At 38.2% G+C, this 17,717-nt stretch carries 16 protein-coding genes; 15 read left to right on the forward strand and 1 reads right to left on the reverse strand.

The window, feature by feature from the left end; all coding sequences use genetic code 11:
• The first annotated feature begins 73 nt into the window (after positions 1-73).
• From MCQ_RS01730 to MCQ_RS01750, 5 genes are all read left to right on the forward strand, one after another.
• Entirely contained in the window at positions 74-733 is a 660-nt protein-coding gene (locus MCQ_RS01730; RefSeq protein ID WP_006923164.1) for a protein-L-isoaspartate(D-aspartate) O-methyltransferase, read from the forward strand.
• A 164-nt stretch (positions 734-897) separates the two neighbouring features.
• Entirely contained in the window at positions 898-2,070 is a 1,173-nt protein-coding gene (locus MCQ_RS01735) for a M23 family metallopeptidase (protein WP_006923165.1), read from the forward strand.
• Between the two features lie 363 nt (positions 2,071-2,433).
• Complete coding sequence (yajC, locus tag MCQ_RS01740) at positions 2,434-2,874, forward strand: preprotein translocase subunit YajC (protein ID WP_006923166.1); 441 nt, start codon at positions 2,434-2,436, stop codon at positions 2,872-2,874.
• A 494-nt stretch (positions 2,875-3,368) separates the two neighbouring features.
• Entirely contained in the window at positions 3,369-3,755 is a 387-nt protein-coding gene (locus MCQ_RS01745) for an Mth938-like domain-containing protein (RefSeq protein ID WP_006923167.1), read from the forward strand.
• On the forward strand, positions 3,752-4,612 hold the full coding sequence (locus MCQ_RS01750; RefSeq protein WP_006923168.1) for a phytoene/squalene synthase family protein: 861 nt from the start codon (positions 3,752-3,754) through the stop codon (positions 4,610-4,612). Before MCQ_RS01745 ends, MCQ_RS01750 begins: the two co-directional genes overlap by 4 nt.
• 680 nt (positions 4,613-5,292) lie before the next feature.
• Here the strand turns inward: MCQ_RS01750 and MCQ_RS01755 are convergent.
• Complete coding sequence (locus MCQ_RS01755; RefSeq protein WP_006923169.1) at positions 5,293-7,182, reverse strand: peptidyl-prolyl cis-trans isomerase; 1,890 nt, start codon at positions 7,180-7,182, stop codon at positions 5,293-5,295.
• Between the two features lie 154 nt (positions 7,183-7,336).
• On the opposite strand from MCQ_RS01755, the gene tpiA reads away from it, so the two are divergent.
• The 10 genes from tpiA to MCQ_RS01805 all read left to right on the forward strand — a co-directional run bounded on the left by tpiA (position 7,337) and on the right by MCQ_RS01805 (position 17,510).
• The gene (gene tpiA / locus MCQ_RS01760) at positions 7,337-8,101 is read left to right on the forward strand and encodes a triose-phosphate isomerase (protein WP_006923170.1); all 765 of its coding nucleotides are present in this window, start codon (positions 7,337-7,339) and stop codon (positions 8,099-8,101) included.
• Positions 8,102-8,183: 82 nt separating this feature from the next.
• Positions 8,184-8,639, forward strand: a complete 456-nt coding sequence (secG, locus tag MCQ_RS01765; RefSeq protein ID WP_006923171.1) for a preprotein translocase subunit SecG — start codon at positions 8,184-8,186, stop codon at positions 8,637-8,639.
• Positions 8,640-8,769: 130 nt separating this feature from the next.
• Positions 8,770-10,398 (forward strand): CTP synthase, encoded by a 1,629-nt coding sequence (locus MCQ_RS01770; RefSeq protein WP_006923172.1) that lies wholly within the window; start codon positions 8,770-8,772, stop codon positions 10,396-10,398.
• A gap of 36 nt (positions 10,399-10,434) precedes the next feature.
• Positions 10,435-11,271 carry a 3-deoxy-8-phosphooctulonate synthase gene (kdsA, locus tag MCQ_RS01775; protein ID WP_006923173.1) on the forward strand — a complete coding sequence of 279 codons (837 nt, stop codon included), beginning with the start codon at positions 10,435-10,437 and terminating at the stop codon, positions 11,269-11,271.
• A gap of 77 nt (positions 11,272-11,348) precedes the next feature.
• Complete coding sequence (gene eno, locus MCQ_RS01780; protein ID WP_006923174.1) at positions 11,349-12,617, forward strand: phosphopyruvate hydratase; 1,269 nt, start codon at positions 11,349-11,351, stop codon at positions 12,615-12,617.
• Between the two features lie 88 nt (positions 12,618-12,705).
• A complete protein-coding gene (locus MCQ_RS01785; protein WP_006923175.1) occupies positions 12,706-13,110 on the forward strand; it encodes a TM2 domain-containing protein in 405 nt (134 codons plus the stop codon).
• 178 nt (positions 13,111-13,288) lie between these two features.
• Positions 13,289-13,618, forward strand: a complete 330-nt coding sequence (locus tag MCQ_RS01790) for an FtsB family cell division protein (protein WP_006923176.1) — start codon at positions 13,289-13,291, stop codon at positions 13,616-13,618.
• A 127-nt stretch (positions 13,619-13,745) separates the two neighbouring features.
• Positions 13,746-14,786: a pyruvate dehydrogenase (acetyl-transferring) E1 component subunit alpha gene (pdhA, locus tag MCQ_RS01795; protein WP_006923177.1), complete on the forward strand. Its 1,041-nt coding sequence runs from the start codon at positions 13,746-13,748 to the stop codon at positions 14,784-14,786.
• 16 nt (positions 14,787-14,802) lie between these two features.
• The gene (locus MCQ_RS01800) at positions 14,803-16,167 is read left to right on the forward strand and encodes a pyruvate dehydrogenase complex E1 component subunit beta (protein WP_006923178.1); all 1,365 of its coding nucleotides are present in this window, start codon (positions 14,803-14,805) and stop codon (positions 16,165-16,167) included.
• Positions 16,168-16,181: 14 nt separating this feature from the next.
• Positions 16,182-17,510 (forward strand): pyruvate dehydrogenase complex dihydrolipoamide acetyltransferase, encoded by a 1,329-nt coding sequence (locus tag MCQ_RS01805; protein ID WP_006923179.1) that lies wholly within the window; start codon positions 16,182-16,184, stop codon positions 17,508-17,510.
• The last annotated feature ends 207 nt before the right edge of the window (positions 17,511-17,717 follow it).

A 17,717-nucleotide genomic window follows, 5' to 3' on the forward strand; every position in this document is an offset into this window, starting at 1 on the left:
AGTTTTGCAGTTTTTTAAGAAATGACTTGTGCTGATGATAAGATAGTTACTCCATTGGAGATTGAATGATACTATGGGGCAAAAGGGTATTTTGCGATTTCGTGAGGAGTTGGCGGCTCTTGTGTTAAAAATGCGCAGCAAAGGAATTGATGATGTTCGCTTTTTTACGGCACTTGAGAAAATTCCGCGTCAACAGTTTGTGGCTTCTCCTTGGTATAACAGCGCTTATGATAATAAAATTATTCCAATTGAGTGTGGTGAATATATTGAGCGTTTGGAAGAGCAGCTCTTGATTCTTTCTGCTTTATCGTTAAGAAAAAAACATCGTGTCTTAGAAGTTGGTACAGGTTCTGGTTTTTGTACTGCTCTTATGGCATGTCTTAGTGATCGTGTAATAACAGTTGATCGCTATAAAACACTTGTTGATTTAGCACGTCAAAAATTTCAAACTCTGGGAATTGAAAATATTGTTGTACGGCAAATTGATGGAAGCCGGATTGTTACAGGGTTGGGATCATTTGATCGGATTCTTGTTTGGCCATCACGTTCTGATGAACCAAAGGAATTTTTAGAACTTTTAGCTGAAAATGGAATTCTCATTCAAGCTATAGGACCTGATGAGGGGGTACAAACGGTTACGCGTTATACAAAAATTGGTGGTCGATTTGAATGTTTAGAGATGTTTCAAGTGCGCTATCAACCCTTTATTGAAGGTATTGCAGAAGCAATGTGATTTTCAGAATGTAGACATCGTAAACTATTTTCTCTTTTTTAAAGATAAATTCATTTTGATTTTATTGTAAAGATATTTATGAGTAAAACACCTTAATTTTAACTCTTAGGTAATATTAAAAAGTTCTAATAGAGTCAGTTGAGTATTGGCGAGTGAGCAAAACTATGTGTTTAAAGGTTTTGGGTAATATTTTTCGGTATAATCAAGAGATTGCTCTTTTAGCGATGATAACGGTTCTCGCAGGGTGTAGTTCTGGTACGCAGCGTTTCGCTAATAGTTTTTTTCATCGTGCGGTTTCTACTCGGTCAAATATTTCTTCAAATATGCCTACAGATCCACAAATGCTATCGTATGATGGTATGATACAAAGCACTGAATTACCACCTGTGGAACCGGGTAATGGCTCATGGGCTTCTAAGGATTCTGCATATAATTCTTCACAACAAGGTGAAACGCTCTCTCCTAATAGTCGAATCATGGGGACGCCGCCACGCAATCTTGGAACACTTTCTCGTTCACAGATGAATATTGCTCCTATGTTTCGACAAAGCTCTTATATTGTCCAGAGCGGGGATACACTGTTAAGCATTGCACGGCAAATAGGGATCAGTGTAGAGGCATTAAAATTAGAAAATGGTATAAGTAGTAATTCCATTTATATCGGTCAGATACTTATGATTCCAAACAGGCGTACAGTAGAAACTTCCAATACTCACAATGAAGGTTGGGGTGCATCAAAAACAGAAACCTCACTTCAGTCTCAAGTTACGTCTTCTATACAACACCAGAAGGTTCTACCTCTATATAAAACTCCTGCAACAACCGTACCTCCTGCAAAAGTTGACAAGTCAAATGTTGTGCAGAATTCTTCCAGACAGATTTCTTCACTGAACTATGACACAGGTGTGGTAGATACAGTAATGAATACGGATAATGATGAGACCCCACAAGCCACAGGAATTTCTAAAATGCGTTGGCCGGTACGAGGGCGTTTATTAAGTCAGTTTGGTCAAAAGAAAGGAACAACAACTAATCGGGGAATAGATATTGCTGTGCCTGAAGGCTCGTCGGTAAAGGCAGCGGAAAACGGTATCGTTATCTACGCGAGTGACGGGTTAAAAGAGCTCGGCAATGTTGTTATGATTCGGCACGAAGACAATGTTATTACTATTTATGGATATAACAGCAAGCTTGTTGTTAATAGAGGGCAAAGGATACGACGTGGTGATGAGATTGCTAAATCCGGTGTTTCAGGAGATGTTAAAACTCCCCGTGTTTATTTTGAGGTGCGTAAGAATTCTTTACCTGTTGACCCTATCAAATATTTGGAAAATTAACGCATGATGACATTATTTTGAAAATTCACGGCTTATATTAATTTCAAGCAAAACAATCAATGTACTTAATCCTATTCCAGTGGAAAAAGTTATACGTTGGGGGGAGCAATGAGTGTGGCTCATTGAAAGGAAAAAATTGTTTTTCTGATTAGTGAGATTGCTTATATTCATGATATACCAAAAGAAAAATAAATCTGTTTTTTAGAAGTTTTTTCTCGTTGCCTTTTATCTCTTAAGGATTTATTGCCTTTCAACGAAGTTGTATTTACATTATGTAGTTATTGCTCTGTATGATAGATCCTCTAGGAAAGCTTATTTTAGTAGAGTGGGAAATACCTGAAGTTTAATCTATAGGAGATAAAAATGTTTATTACTAACGCTCATGCTCAAGTTGCAGGCGGTGTTTCCAATGGGACCTCACTTGTTACTTTCGTCCCGTTCATTTTGATTTTTGGAATTATGTATTTTTTTATAATTCGCCCACAGCGTGTGCAAATGAAAAAGCGGCAGGAAATGCTTAATGCTGTGCGCCGTGGTGATACAGTTATAACGGGTGGTGGTATTATCGGCAAGGTTACGAAAGTTTACGATGAAATTGGTGAATTAGAGGTGGAAATTTGTGATGGAATGCGTATTCGCGTTATCCGTTCAACATTGTCTGATGTTCGGGTTAAAGGAGAACCAGTTTCGGAAGAAAAAACAAAACTTAATGCTAAAACAAAAACACCACAAAAATCTAAAGCTGTAACGAAGAAGAATGTGGACAAAGAGAAGAAAGCTGTATCAAAGGAAAGCCGATCCTGAAGTATAATAAAAATTTATTATCTTTTTTTATAATTCATTTTTATAAAAATGCAGAGCCCTTGTATAAGGGCTTTTTGACTGTATGGGTGGTTTTATAGTCAATAAACAAACGTAATATTCTTTTTTATCCCCCCCCCAGAAAAAAGAGTTATTTTATTATAGAGTATGCTGGTAATTTTTATTGCCTTTTAAATTAAATCCATTTTTTCATATGATCGAAATTGCTTTTTTGAGCGAAAAGGGAGAGATAAGAATTTCTTTTTCAGTGAATGATATTTAAATGGATGTGGTATTTGACGGCGTTTTATCGCAAACTTTTTTATATTATCTGTAAGAGTATTCATCTATTGTTTTTTGCAGTGTCAGGGTAATATTTTTGTATGAAAGACTTTGCATAAATATTGCTATGTGGGTTATTATTGTTTCTTTTCTGGTCTCTAAAGGTTGAAGGAAAAAACGCGATTGATTTTTCAAAAATTAAAGGACACTTACTGATGTTTGATGCAATTCAAATCCGTGAGGCACATTTTCCAGGGCGTGCACCTATTGATGCTTATGGAAATGGTGGTTTTCGTTTTGCTGATATGTCGCATAGAGGATCTATTATTTGTGTACCATCAGGTGTTTATGGTATTGATATGGCAAGACCAGTTCCCACCCAAAAGGACATATCTCGTATATTAGAAGAGTCAGATAAGATTGAGGTTTTATTGGTAGGTACTGGTGTTGAATTATTGCCATTGCCCGAAGAGTTACGAGCGCTTTTATGGGGAAAGCATATTTCATCAGATACAATGAGTACAGGGGCAGCAGTACGTACATTTAACGTTTTGTTAGCAGAAGATCGTGCAGTTGCTGCATTATTGTTTGCTGTAGAATGATCAATTTTCTTCCTTATAGTTTTGATATTTTACGTGCTACAGATCGTGATCGCTATATATCAGTTTTATTTGCACCTAAAAAGAAGCGTAGAGCATTGGCCGCTCTTTATGCTTTTAATGCAGAAGTTGCTCGTATTCGTGAAAGTGTGCATGATCCGCTTATCGGTGAGATACGATTACGTTGGTGGTATGATTCTATCGCTAACAATGAAATGCAAGAGAGTAAAAACAATCCAATTTTGAGTGATTTGTTTACGGCAATCAGTCTTTTTAGTTTACCTAAGACAGCTTTTTTACGTTATTGCGATGCACAAATTTTAGATCTTTACCACAATCCGGTAGAAACTCTTCACGATCTAGAATTCTATTGTGGCGAGACAGCAAGTATAGTTTTACAACTTTCTTGTCAGATATTAGATCCTGATGTGGAACAAGATTTTGCAGATGCCTATGAACATGGAGGAATTGCTCAGGGATTAAGTGGTATATTGCGTCTTTTATCATTCATGCCATCACGCTATCAATATTATTTACCTGCCGATATACTCAAAGTTTTAGGGGTGAATAGGGAAGAATTGGAGGCCAATTGTATCAGTAATGAACAAAAATGCCACATCATTGAAGCTATGGTGGCATTATCAAGAGAGCATTATACTAAGTTTTACGAGCATTTTAGTGTTTTGCCTACAACGCTTAAACCAGCATTTCTTCCATTGGCAATTATACCAGCATCTCTTCAAAAGGCATTACAATTGGGAGCAGCAGTTTTTCAAGAAAGCGCAACTTTACCATTGCTTCATCGCTATTGGTTGATAACAAAGGCAGCGGTGAGTGGTCATCTTCCAAAGGTATTGTAAAATAAAAAAACACTAACAGAAAAAAACAATAAAGATACAGAAAGATTTTTCATTGAAAATGAGCAGTGATATTGTGATTCTAATCTATTTTTTTATTTTAGAAACAACGTTGACAAGTTAGAGTGCGATAATCTCAAAAGGATAAAAATTTGAACTTATAATTTAAAAAATACCATGTATTTATTTATTGGTAATGCTCTCCAGTTCATGGATTTGTCTTCGGTAGATACAGAAGAGAACGTAAAAAAATGAAATTAAGCTTATACAATTCATCAGTTGATTTTCTCATGATGCTTGTTGATACTCAGCACATTGAATGTATCGCTAATCTCTAATTTACTGATAAAGTACGATTTCTGTTTTTATGAGGGAAATCACCTTTCTAGGTGAGAGAAAAATTCAGTTGTGTAGAGGTTGTGAAATTATAACTAATTACCATTTTTCCGAGAATATTTACAGAATAGCTTCAACAGATAATATTTCTTATGCACTGACAAAGCTATTTTCCAAATTTCATTCACTCTTTTTTCGCAAAATCGCGAATTTGCAAGCAATCAGATTATTATGCAGATCAGACGCTATTTGCTCCAATATTGGCAAAGAAAAATTCTTATTTTGCTTTTTCAGCTATAGGTAAAATGCTTAATTAATAAATACTTAAAAAATTATTTTCAACACTTTCACTGATGAGTGTGAAAGATTTGATTATAGTTAGCGCTATTAATTTTTAAAGGATGTTCTTTATTGGCAATTTGTAGCATTTCTAGCTTGAGATCTTCTTTTATCATCATATCTATATTGTTACGAACCTCGGGTGAAAGGGTATGAGCGGTTATGTCTTTAGGTATGGTCACAGTCTTTATTTGATAAAGAATACGGTTTGTTGCAATCGGACCTTTTATTATCCCGTAATGACCTTTTGGACTAGAAAATAATGTTTGAATGCCTTCAGGTCCAAGGACTTCAGATGAATCTTGGCGCCGTAAAGCTTGTGTCGTTTGTTTTGCTGTACCAAGTGCGTGAGCGAGAGAAACAAGGCTTTTTCCTTCAGTAAGCTGTTTGAGAGCATTTTCGGCTTTTTCATCAAGAAGGCGTTGGGTTTGTTCGCTTTTCCATTGAGAAACGGCATCTTGCTTGACTTCTTCGAGTGTTTTGTCGCGTGCAGGGATGATGGCATCCACTTTATACCAAAGATAGCCGCCTTCTTGAAGAGAGAGTGGATCAAGATCAACTTCTTCGTTTGATTGATAGATAGAGTTCAGTAAAATATCTTTTTGAGGTAAATCTGTGAGCATTATACCTTGAGTTGTTTTTCCTGTTTTATCAAGGGTAACTGTACGTAGAGGTAATTTGTATTGGTTGGCAAGCTCTTTGAGAGAAGCTCCCTCAAAACGTGCATTTTCGATTGCTGTATAATTATTCCGCATCTCATCTGCAGCGCGATTTTTGGCAAGTGTTTGGCGAATATTTTCTTCTACGTTCTCAAAGGGGAGTAAGGCAGAAGGCGCAATATCTGTTACACGAATGATAACAGGACCTTGTAAATCATTGATTACAGCGCTGATTTGCCCTTGTTTGAGTTCAAAAATCTCAGATGCTAAATAACGAGGAAGTTCACTTTCCGCGAGAGGCCCTTTTGTTATGTCTTTGAGCGTCTTTTTTTCAGCTTTAACGAGCTCATCAAAACTTAATCCATCGGCTATTTTTTTTGCTGCATTATCAGCAGCTTCGCGTGTAGGGAATCGTAATTCTTCAATGGTGCGTTTTTCAGGAGCCATAAAACGCGAGGCATTTTGGGTATAATAAGCTCTTGCTTCATCTGCTGGAATATCTTCCGGTTTTACAAATTCAGCGAGTTTCATAGATAAGAAAGAAACGGTGCGGTATTCAGGAGCACGAAATTCATTTCTATGAGTTTCAAACCATTTTTGTAATGTTTCTTGATCAGGATCAGTGGCTGTTTCCTTGTCTTTTAAATTGATAACAACATAATCGGCAATGCGGGTTTCTTCCTGATAAAGAGAAAGGGCTTTATAAAAGAGATCTGGTGCTTTCATCCCAGATAGCGAAGCTAAAATGAGCTGATTACGTTTTTCTCTTTTTGTGTAGTAATCAAGGAAAGTATTTTCACTAATTTGTAATTGCTGAAGGTAGTTGCGAAACAAATCTTGATTGAAAACACCATTTTGCTGAAACATCTTGTCAGCACCAATGATGCGGGCTATTGTGTCTTTTGAAAGATTGATTTCCATTTGGCGCACTTGTTCATCAAAAAGCACATCTTGCTGTAACCGATTGAAAACAAAAGCAGGAATTCTGTATTTTTGTATTTCATCTGGCGTGAACATTCGCCCAAGATGAGAAGTGAGCGCTAAGCGTAAGCTCTGATCAGCAAGCGCAAGGCGATAAGTATCAATATCTACTATAGATTTTCCAGAGGTAATAAGATCTCTTTCACTTTTTGTGTGTAACTGCGGTATCCCCCATAACAGGACGAAGCATAAGAGTAAAATAGCTAAAAAAATCTTAGCAATCCAAGAGTTTGTGGTGTTTCTTATGACCTCAAGCATCGTTTAATTCCATTTATTAACACAATTATCACCAAATCAGTAATGGAATTTGCAATAAAGATGCATAAGATGCAAGCTTAAAGACTTGCTTTCGCTGTGTGATTTGATACCTAGGATAATAAAGATGTGTTGTGTGTGCTTTTGAGGTGAAAATATGACTCCAAATATTAGACCTTTGATTGCTGGAAATTGGAAGATGAATGGGACAGGTGAGTCGCTTGGAGAGTTGCGTGCCATTGCTGCTGGTGTTAGCTCTGATTTAGGCCGTTTGTTTGAAGCGCTTATTTGTGTTCCGGCAACGCTTTTATCGCGGTCTTTTGATGCGCTTGATGGCGGAAATCTTCTCTTAGGTGGGCAAAATTGTCATTTTGATGACTATGGTCCTTATACTGGAGATATTTCAGCTTTTATGCTTAAAGAAGCAGGAGCAAGTCATGTTATTATTGGGCATTCAGAACGTCGCACAGTTTATCAAGAAAGTGATGCAATTGTTTGTGCTAAAGTGCAAGCAGCATGGAGAGCCGGTCTCATTGCTCTTGTTTGTATTGGAGAAACATTAGAAGAGCGCAAAAGTAATAAAGTTTTCGATGTGCTCACGCGGCAGCTTGAGGGATCATTGCCAGATGGCGCAACAGCGGAGAATGTCATTATCGCTTATGAACCTGTGTGGGCTATAGGTACTGGTAATACGGCTACTTCAGCAGATATTGCAGAAATACATGCCTTTATTCATGATAAAATCCGTTCGCGCTTTGGCGATAATGGGAGCAAGATGCGTTTGCTTTATGGTGGATCAGTAAAACCATCGAATGCATTCGAGCTTTTGAGTGCTGCTCATGTTAATGGTGCTCTGATAGGTGGAGCAAGCTTAAAAGCGATTGATTTTTTAACTATTTGCGATGTTTATCGTAAATTATAACAGGGGAACCTTGGTTTCCCCCTTGGATTGTGTGCAATTTATGTGTAAATAGCTATAAATAGTTATTTAAAGAGCAGGGTTTATGCAAACAGTACTTATTGTTATCCATTTTTTGGTTGTTATTACTTTGGTTGGTATTATATTAATCCAGCCTTCCGAAGGTGGTGGGCTTGGTGTTAGTAGTGGTTCGGGATTGATGAGGACGCGTGGGTCTAAAAATGCGTTGTCTCGTTTAACGGCTATTTTGGCATGCTGTTTTTTTGCAGTATGCATTGGGCTTACTGTGGTGGGAAGTATATCGAACTCTGGTTCTGATATTCTCAAGCGTATTCCGGTTAATTCAGAACAAAATCCTATAAATAAAAGCAATTCAGAATCTGCGCCATCATTAGATGAAGGGTCTCAACCTTCTATTCTTGAGCAATTGGGTGGTGTTCCGATTCCTACTCAAGAAGAAAACAAATCTGCTGTTCCAGCAACTGAAAGCCCAGTTCCAGCACTCCTTGAAGATTCAGTTCCTGATAGTGGTATAAATTAGTTTTTTAAGCGAGTATAGATTTTTAAAAAAGGTGATTTTTTCACCTTTTTTTATTTTACAGAAGGAAAATTTTTTCTTTTTGCATTTTTTTCTGGAAAAATCATTATAAACTGCTTATCACCATAAGCCCATGGCACGTTATATTTTTATTACTGGTGGTGTGGTTTCTTCCCTTGGAAAAGGCATCGCAGCAGCGGCGTTAGCTGCATTATTGCAGGCTCGTGGGTATCGTATACGGCTTCGCAAACTTGATCCTTATTTGAATGTTGATCCAGGTACGATGTCACCTTATCAACATGGTGAAGTGTTTGTGACCGATGATGGTGCGGAAACGGATCTTGATCTTGGTCATTATGAACGTTTTACTGGATATTCTGCGAGTAGCCAAGACAATATTACAACGGGACGTATTTATCGTAATATCATTGAACGAGAAAGACGTGGTGATTACTTAGGCGCAACAGTTCAAGTTATTCCTCATGTTACCGATGAAATTAAGACATTCATTACCACTGGAAATGAGGATTTTGATTTTGTTTTATGTGAAATAGGTGGAACAGTTGGTGATATTGAGGCAATGCCTTTTCTTGAGGCGATTCGTCAACTTCACAATGAGTTACCAAGGCAAAGCGCTATTTATATGCATCTTACATTAATGCCTTATATTTCTTCGGCGGGTGAATTAAAAACCAAGCCGACACAGCATTCTGTTAAAGAGTTACAATCAGTTGGTATTGCTCCAGATATTCTGTTGGTACGAGCAGATCGGTTTATTCCAAAAACAGAGCGGCACAAATTATCACTTTTTTGTAATGTTCGCCCAAATGCAGTTATTCAGGCATTGGATATGCCAACGATTTATGATGTTCCCATGGCGTATCATAAAGAAGGGTTAGATTCAGAAGTGCTTTGTGCTTTTGGGATTGACCCAACCCCTAAGCCCAAAATGGATCGTTGGGAAGATATTACATATCGAGTTCATCATCCTGAAGGGCAGGTTACAATTGCTGTTGTTGGGAAATATACGGGATTGAAGGATGCATATAAATCTTTGATTGAGGCGATTGCACATGGTGGTTTAGCCAATAAAGTGAAGGTTAATATTGAATGGATTGAAGCAGAGCTTTTTGAAAGAGAAGATCCTGCATCCACTTTACAAAAAGTCCATGGAATTTTGGTTCCTGGTGCTTTTGGGGTGCGTGGTACAGAAGGTAAAATTCGAGCAATTCAATTTGCACGGGAGCATAAAATTCCTTTTTTAGGTATTTGTCTTGGAATGCAATTGGCTTGTATAGAGGTTGCACGCAATATTGCACATATTGAGAATGCTTCATCAAGTGAATTTTGTGAGACAAAAAATCCAATTGTAGGTTTAATGACAGAATGGCTTAAAGAGAATGTTCTTGAGAAACGTTCAAAATGCGGCAATCTCGGTGGTACGATGCGTCTTGGTGCTTTTGCGGCGGAATTAAAGGAAGGAAGCCATATTGCCAAAATTTATGGAACGACAAGGATTTGTGAGCGGCATCGTCATCGTTATGAGGTGAATATTGATTATAAAGAGAAGCTCGAACAGTGTGGACTCATTTTTTCTGGTATGTCTCCGGATGGTATTTTGCCAGAAACGGTAGAGTATACAGATCATCCATGGTTTATTGGTGTTCAATATCATCCAGAATTGAAATCACGTCCATTTGATCCACATCCACTTTTTTCTTCTTTTATTGAAGCTACTATAGAACAGAGTCGATTGGTTTAGTTCGTAAATTTGGTTACTTATTTTTTGAGGAATAAAATGTCTCAACCAAATGCCAGTGTGAGAGTTGGAAATATTGTTTTTTCAAATGAAGCGCCTTTTTCATTAATTGTGGGACCGTGCCAGATGGAAAGTCGAGAACATGCTTTTGAAATGGCTGGTCGGATTAAAACAATTACAGATCAAGTTGGTATTGGGTTTGTTTATAAATCCAGTTACGATAAAGCCAACAGAACATCTTTGAGTGCAGCACGTGGTATTGGTCTTGAAAAAGCGATGGCTATTTTCTCCGATCTGAAGAAGGAATTTGGCTGTCCGGTATTGACTGATGTGCATACAGAAGAGCAATGTACAGCTGTTGCTTCTACGGTAGATATTTTGCAAATACCCGCTTTTTTATGCCGTCAAACAGATCTTTTGGTGGCAGCAGCCAAAACCGGGCGGGTTATTAATATTAAAAAAGGTCAGTTTTTGGCCCCGTGGGACATGGAAAATGTTTTAAGAAAGGTCGTTGAAAGCGGTAATTCTAATGTTATGCTTTGTGAACGAGGCACATCGTTTGGTTATAACCGACTTATTTCTGATATGCGTTCATTGCCCATTTTACGTTCATTTGGAGCACCTGTTATTTTTGATGCAACACATTCTGTTCAAGAGCCAGGAGGCAAAGGTGATTCGTCTGGTGGACAGCGTCAATTTGTTGAAGTTTTAGCGCGTGCGGCTGTTTCTGTTGGGATCGCAGGTGTTTTCTTAGAAACGCATCAAGATCCAGATAATGCACCTTCTGATGGACCTAATATGATTAAGATTGATCATTTACAAAGACTCCTTGAGACTTTAATGGAATTTGATTATCTGTCCAAAAAGGTAAATTGAATAGTCAATTACAGAGGATATTCCACCATTATGGCGTTTAGGATGAAGCGAGATTTTTGTTGGAGAAGGAAACTTATATGACTGTAATTGTCGATATCATTGGGCGTGAAGTGCTCGATAGCCGAGGTAATCCGACTGTAGAAGTTGATGTTCATTTAGAAAATGGGGCTTTTGGTCGTGCTCTTGTTCCTTCAGGAGCATCGACGGGTGCACATGAAGCTGTAGAACTTCGTGATGGTGGCGTACGTTATCAAGGAAAAGGTGTTGAAAAAGCAGTTGCTGCAGTCAATGGCGAAATTCTTGAGGAACTTGGTGGGCGAGATGCAAGAGATCAAATTGCTATTGATCAAGCAATGATCGCGTTGGATGGGACGCCAAACAAAACACGTCTTGGTGCCAATGCACTTCTTGGCGTTTCATTAGCTGTTGCAAAAGCTGCAGCGGAATCATTGTGTTTGCCCCTTTATCGTTATATTGGTGGTACACAAGCGCATATTCTTCCAACACCAATGATGAATATTATTAATGGTGGTGTACATGCTGATAATCCGATTGATTTTCAAGAATTTATGATTCTTCCGGTTGGGGCACCTACCCTGAAAGAAGCAGTCCGCTATGGTGCTGAAATTTTTCATACCTTAAAAAAACGGTTAAAAGATGCTGGTTATAATACCAATGTTGGTGATGAAGGTGGTTTTGCGCCCCAATTTAAAAGCGCAGAGCAAGCGTTTGATTTTATTATGGAATCTATAATAACGTGTGGATATAAACCAGGTGAACAAATTGCACTTGGTTTAGATTGTGCTTCAACCGAATTTTATAAAAATGGTTCATATTTTTATAAAGGTGAAGGTAAATCTCGTAATTCTCAGCAACAGGTAGATTATTTAGCGCACCTCGTTAGAACTTATCCCATTATTACGATTGAGGACGGGATGGCTGAGGATGATTGGGAAGGTTGGAAATTACTTACTGATTCGATTGGTGAAAAATGTCAGCTTGTTGGCGATGATTTATTTGTAACGAATTCGGCACGTTTACGCGATGGTATAAAAATGGGTGCTGCCAATTCTATTCTTATTAAAGTTAATCAGATTGGAACGTTGAGTGAGACACTTGATGCTATAGAAACTGCACATAAAGCAGGCTATAGTGCTATTATATCGCATCGTTCGGGCGAAACGGAGGATTCTTTCATTGCGGATCTTGCGGTTGCAACAAATTGTGGACAAATAAAAACGGGTTCACTTGCACGCTCGGATAGATTAGCAAAATACAATCAGCTCATTCGCATTGAAGAAATGCTAGGGATACAGGCATGTTATGCAGGCGATTGGCGTTGTTAATGGCTGTTGGAAACAGACCTCTTTTTTTATCATGAGGTTTGATGGTTTTATTAATAACATGTGAGCAACAATTTTATAGGTATTAAAGATGAGAGGCACAATTATTAGTCAAGATCAAACAACTTATCTTGTATCGGGTGACGACGGTAAGCGTTATCAATTCGCAACTTGGGATTGGCTAGGGAAAACTCCACCGAAGGTGGGCGACAACATTGATTTTGTGTGTGAAGGTGATGTTGTCAGTTCTGTTTTTCCTTTGTTACAACGAAGCTCAGAAAATTTTAAATTAATGCTTGCACTTATTTGTTGGGTTACGGGTGTATTTGGTGTTCACCGTTTTATAGTTGGTAAAGTTAAGACTGGTGCTTTAATGCTTATTCTTTCTTTAACAGTTTTCGGATTAATTATTACTGGAATTTGGGCAATTGTTGATTTCATAATCATTGTAGCTGGGAAATTTACGGACAAAAATGGGGATCAAATTATAAATTAGTAGATACAAAAAGTTGTAATATAAAATAAATAATATGGCATCGCTTTGTTGTTGCAGGTGTATTTTAGATAACAACAAATTGTTTGTGTGTAGCGATTTGGTAATGAGGTATTAATCAAAATCATGCATAGTTGGGCTAAATATTAAGAGGATTGTGCTATAAAGACTGTGCTATTTTATGTGGACAAAACAGAAACGCAAATCGATCAAAATGCGCTTTGTACTGCCATTTATGACAGTGGCAGTTTTAAGCTACTTCAGTTATCATATTTATCATGGTGAGTACGGATTGTATTCACGCAGTGAAGTTAATCAACATATTATCGAATTAGAAGAAGAGCTTCATAAGGTAGAAGCTGAGCGGATGTTCATTGAAAAGCGTATTTCTCTATTACGCGACGGGCATATTGAGAAAGATATGTTGGATGAATATGTCCGGAAAAATTTAAACTTTTCCAAGCCCAATGAATTAACAATTTTGACCCCTTTAAATGATATTAAAAATTAATTAGAAATCGCTTAATTTCAAGAAATATTTTAAAACAGTTACCTATGATATCATTTAAGCTGATTGATAATGCTTGTAACTTTTGTTCGTAAAGGTTATTCCTAAAAAATATAAAAGGGAGTTTAATATGGCAGAACGATTTAAAAAAAATTCTGCATCGGTGGTGCATACTGCATTATCAAATACCACAAAGAGAGCAAAAATAGCCACTTTTACAAAAGAAGAGGAAATGAATGCTTATCGTGAGATGCTTTTAATTCGTCGTTTTGAAGAAAAAGCAGGTCAACTTTACGGTATGGGACTTATTGGTGGATTTTGTCATCTCTATATTGGGCAAGAAGCTGTTGTTGTTGGAACACTGAAAGCAGCAAAAGAAGGTGATCAGGTTATTACATCTTACCGTGATCATGGGCATATGTTAGCGGTTGGGATGAGCCCGCGTGGTGTAATGGCAGAATTAACAGGGCGTCAAGGTGGCTTTTCCAAAGGGAAGGGTGGCTCGATGCATATGTTTTCTAAAGAAAAGAATTTTTATGGTGGCCATGGTATTGTTGGGGCGCAGGTTCCTATTGGCTCAGGTTTGGCATTTTCGAATCAATATCTTGGTAAAGATAATATAACATTGGTTTATTTTGGTGATGGTGCTGCAAATCAGGGGCAGGTTTACGAAAGTTTTAATATGGCTTCGCTTTGGAAGCTTCCCGTTGTTTATATTATTGAAAATAATCAATATGCTATGGGAACATCAGTTGCACGTGCATCTGCAGAGACTGATTTTTCTCGTCGTGGTCTTTCCTTTGAAATTCCAGGTATTGTGGTTGACGGTATGGATGTTCGAGCAGTAAAAGGTGCTGCTGATGAAGCCATTACTTGGGCACGTTTAGGTAAAGGGCCGTTTATTCTTGATATGCAGACCTATCGCTATCGTGGTCACTCGATGTCCGATCCAGCAAAATATCGCTCAAAGGAAGAAGTTCAGAAAATAAAAGAGGAACAGGATCCGATTGATCAGGTCAAAAATCGAATTCTTAAACAAGGTTGGGCAAGCGAAGACGATTTAAAATCTATTGATAAAGAGGTGCGTGCGATTGTTGCTGATGCGGCAGATTTTGCGCAAAATGATCAAGAGCCAGATGCTTCTGAGCTCTATACTGATGTTTTAGTTTGATGCGAGGGAAGCAAGTATGTCCATTGATATTTTGATGCCGGCGCTTTCACCAACGATGGAAGAAGGTAAATTGTCTAAATGGCTCAAGAAAGAAGGAGATAAAGTTAACGCTGGTGATGTAATTGCTGAAATTGAAACTGATAAAGCAATGATGGAAGTAGAGGCTGTTGATGAAGGCATTCTTGGTAAAATTGTTGTGCTTGAGGGTTCTGAAGGTGTAAAGGTGAATACCGTTATTGCAGTGTTATTGGAGGAAGGAGAAAGTGCTTCGGATATTTCACAGACTGCCGATAATATACAAAAATCGAGGGAAAAATCTCCTTCTCTTTCTTCTTTAATGCCCGAACCTCCTACTTTTGATATCTCCTCTGATTCTGATATTCCAGCAGGGACGCAAATGATTACAATGACGGTGCGTGAGGCGCTTAATCAGGCTATGGCTGAAGAGATGCGGCGTGATGAAATGGTTTTCCTTTTGGGGGAGGAAGTAGCGCAATATCAAGGTGCTTATAAAGTGAGTCAAGGTTTATTGGAAGAGTTTGGTGCGCGCCGGGTTATTGATACACCCATCACAGAACACGGTTTTGCAGGCTTGGCTGTTGGTGCCGCGTTTGGAGGATTGCGTCCCATTGTCGAGTTTATGACATTTAATTTTGCTATGCAGGCGATTGATCAAATTATCAATTCGGCAGCAAAAACCCGTTATATGTCTGGTGGGCAAATGTCTGCGCCTATGGTTTTTCGTGGTCCCAATGGTGCGGCTGCGCGTGTTGGTGCTCAACATTCTCAGTGTTATGCTGCATGGTATAGTCATGTACCAGGCCTTAAAGTTGTTATGCCTTATAGCGCTGCAGATGCAAAAGGTTTGTTGAAGGCTGCTATTCGTGATGATAATCCTGTGATTTTCCTTGAAAATGAGATTTTGTACGGCCATCAATTTGAAGTTCCTAAGATGGATGATTTTGTTTTGCCCATTGGTAAAGCACGTATTCATAAGCTTGGTCAGGATGTAACAATTGTTGCCTATGGGATTGGGATGCATTATGCGGTTCAGGCGTTGCCGGAAATTGAAAAACTTGGTATCGATGTTGAATTAATAGATTTGCGTACTATTCGTCCAATGGATCTTCCAACAATTCTTTCTTCGGTTAAAAAAACAGGCTGTATGGTAACAGTTGAAGAGGGATATCCTCAGTCATCTGTTGGAACTGAGATAGCAACGCGGGTTATGCAGCAAGCATTTGACTATCTTGATGCGCCGGTTGCTACAATTTCTGGTAAGGATGTTCCCATGCCTTATGCTGCGAATCTTGAAAAATTGGCTTTACCCAATGTTGCTGAAATTGTTGAGGCTGTTAAGGCTGTGACTTATAGAGTGTAACGGAGGAAAGCACTATGCCTATTAAAATTACAATGCCTGCGCTTTCTCCTACGATGGAAGAAGGAAATTTGTCAAAATGGAATGTCAAAGAAGGAGATAAGGTTTCTTCCGGAGATGTTATTGCTGAAATTGAGACAGATAAGGCGACAATGGAGGTTGAGGCTGTTGATGAAGGAACGGTTGCTAAGATCGTTGTTCCTGCTGGAACTCAAGGCGTTAAAGTAAATACTTTAATTGTCGTTTTAGCAGAAGAAGGCGAAGATTTAGCTGAAGCAGCAAAGGTGGCAGAAAAAAACTCATCCTCTTTTGCAATAAAAGAAACAGAGGAAGAAAAAAAGACGGATTCGAAGACAACACAAATGTCTCATGTATCATCATCTCAAAAAGTAATTCAGCGAGATAAAAAAGACATACGTCTTTTTGCTTCTCCTTTAGCGCGACGATTAGCAGCTCAGTCTGGCTTTGACTTATCACTTATTTCTGGGAGCGGTCCCCACGGGCGTATTATTAAGCGCGATGTAGAAAAAGTCTTGAGTGGTGATATTTTTGAGGATTCTTGTTCATTACAAAACCAACGGTCAATAGTGGCAGATGCTTCTGATAAACAGATACTGCAACTTTTTAAAGAAGATGAATATACATTTATACCCCATAATAGTATGCGTAAAACAATCGCCAAACGTTTGGTTGAATCAAAGCAAAGAGTACCACATTTTTATGTGACGATAGATTGTGAACTCGATGCGTTATTAGAGCTCCGTATGCAATTAAATGCTGCTGCTCCAATGATCAAGACACAGGAAGGTTCTAAACCTGCTTATAAGCTTTCCGTTAACGATATGGTGATTAAAGCGGTAGCACTTTCTTTAAAGGCAGTTCCCGATGCTAATGTATCTTGGCTTGAAGGTGGAATACTTCAGCACAAACATTGTGATATTGGGGTGGCTGTTTCTATTGCAAATGGTTTAATTACCCCAATTGTTCGCCGTGCAGAGGAAAAATCTTTGTCTATTATCTCTAATGAGATGAAGAATTTTGCAAAGCGTGCACGTGAGCGCAAGTTAAAAATGGAAGAATATCAAGGTGGAACAACGGCTATATCAAATATGGGGATGTATGGTGTAAAAAGTTTTTCTGCTATTCTTAATCCGCCGCATGCGACGATTTTTGCTATTGGTGCAGGTGAAAAACGCGCGGTTGTTAAAAATGATGCATTAGTGGTTGCGACAGTTATGTCGGTTACACTTTCTGCTGATCATCGCGCTATTGATGGTGCTTTAGCAGCAGAACTTGCGCAGACCTTTAAGAAGATGATTGAAAATCCATTGGCAATGTTAATTTGAGATGTTTAAAACTGCTGCACATAAATTGTATGTGCGCATGGTATTAATATGGTAGAGGCAGATTGAGGCAGTTTGAATGATATTATCTCTACCGCTTCTATTTGATCAATACATGTATGTTGAGTTTGAAATGAAAGATACAGGAAAATTCTTTCATATTGTTTTTTGGTTTTTAAAGCTTAAAGAATACGTATCCATTTTTATATA

Source organism: Candidatus Bartonella washoeensis Sb944nv (assembly GCF_000278135.1).
Taxonomy (GTDB): Bacteria; Pseudomonadota; Alphaproteobacteria; order Rhizobiales; family Rhizobiaceae; genus Bartonella; species Bartonella washoeensis.

Coding starts and splice junctions, on each gene's coding strand:
- yajC (WP_006923166.1), top strand. CDS start 2,434: ATGTTTATTACTAACGCTCATGCTCAAGTTGCAGGCGGTGTTTCCAAT.
- MCQ_RS01790 (WP_006923176.1), top strand. CDS start 13,289: ATGTGGACAAAACAGAAACGCAAATCGATCAAAATGCGCTTTGTACTG.
- tpiA (WP_006923170.1), top strand. CDS start 7,337: ATGACTCCAAATATTAGACCTTTGATTGCTGGAAATTGGAAGATGAAT.
- MCQ_RS01745 (WP_006923167.1), top strand. CDS start 3,369: ATGTTTGATGCAATTCAAATCCGTGAGGCACATTTTCCAGGGCGTGCA.
- MCQ_RS01755 (WP_006923169.1), bottom strand. CDS start 7,182: ATGCTTGAGGTCATAAGAAACACCACAAACTCTTGGATTGCTAAGATT.
- MCQ_RS01730 (WP_006923164.1), top strand. CDS start 74: ATGGGGCAAAAGGGTATTTTGCGATTTCGTGAGGAGTTGGCGGCTCTT.
- MCQ_RS01770 (WP_006923172.1), top strand. CDS start 8,770: ATGGCACGTTATATTTTTATTACTGGTGGTGTGGTTTCTTCCCTTGGA.
- kdsA (WP_006923173.1), top strand. CDS start 10,435: ATGTCTCAACCAAATGCCAGTGTGAGAGTTGGAAATATTGTTTTTTCA.
- MCQ_RS01800 (WP_006923178.1), top strand. CDS start 14,803: ATGTCCATTGATATTTTGATGCCGGCGCTTTCACCAACGATGGAAGAA.
- MCQ_RS01735 (WP_006923165.1), top strand. CDS start 898: ATGTGTTTAAAGGTTTTGGGTAATATTTTTCGGTATAATCAAGAGATT.
- eno (WP_006923174.1), top strand. CDS start 11,349: ATGACTGTAATTGTCGATATCATTGGGCGTGAAGTGCTCGATAGCCGA.
- MCQ_RS01805 (WP_006923179.1), top strand. CDS start 16,182: ATGCCTATTAAAATTACAATGCCTGCGCTTTCTCCTACGATGGAAGAA.
- MCQ_RS01750 (WP_006923168.1), top strand. CDS start 3,752: ATGATCAATTTTCTTCCTTATAGTTTTGATATTTTACGTGCTACAGAT.
- secG (WP_006923171.1), top strand. CDS start 8,184: ATGCAAACAGTACTTATTGTTATCCATTTTTTGGTTGTTATTACTTTG.
- MCQ_RS01785 (WP_006923175.1), top strand. CDS start 12,706: ATGAGAGGCACAATTATTAGTCAAGATCAAACAACTTATCTTGTATCG.
- pdhA (WP_006923177.1), top strand. CDS start 13,746: ATGGCAGAACGATTTAAAAAAAATTCTGCATCGGTGGTGCATACTGCA.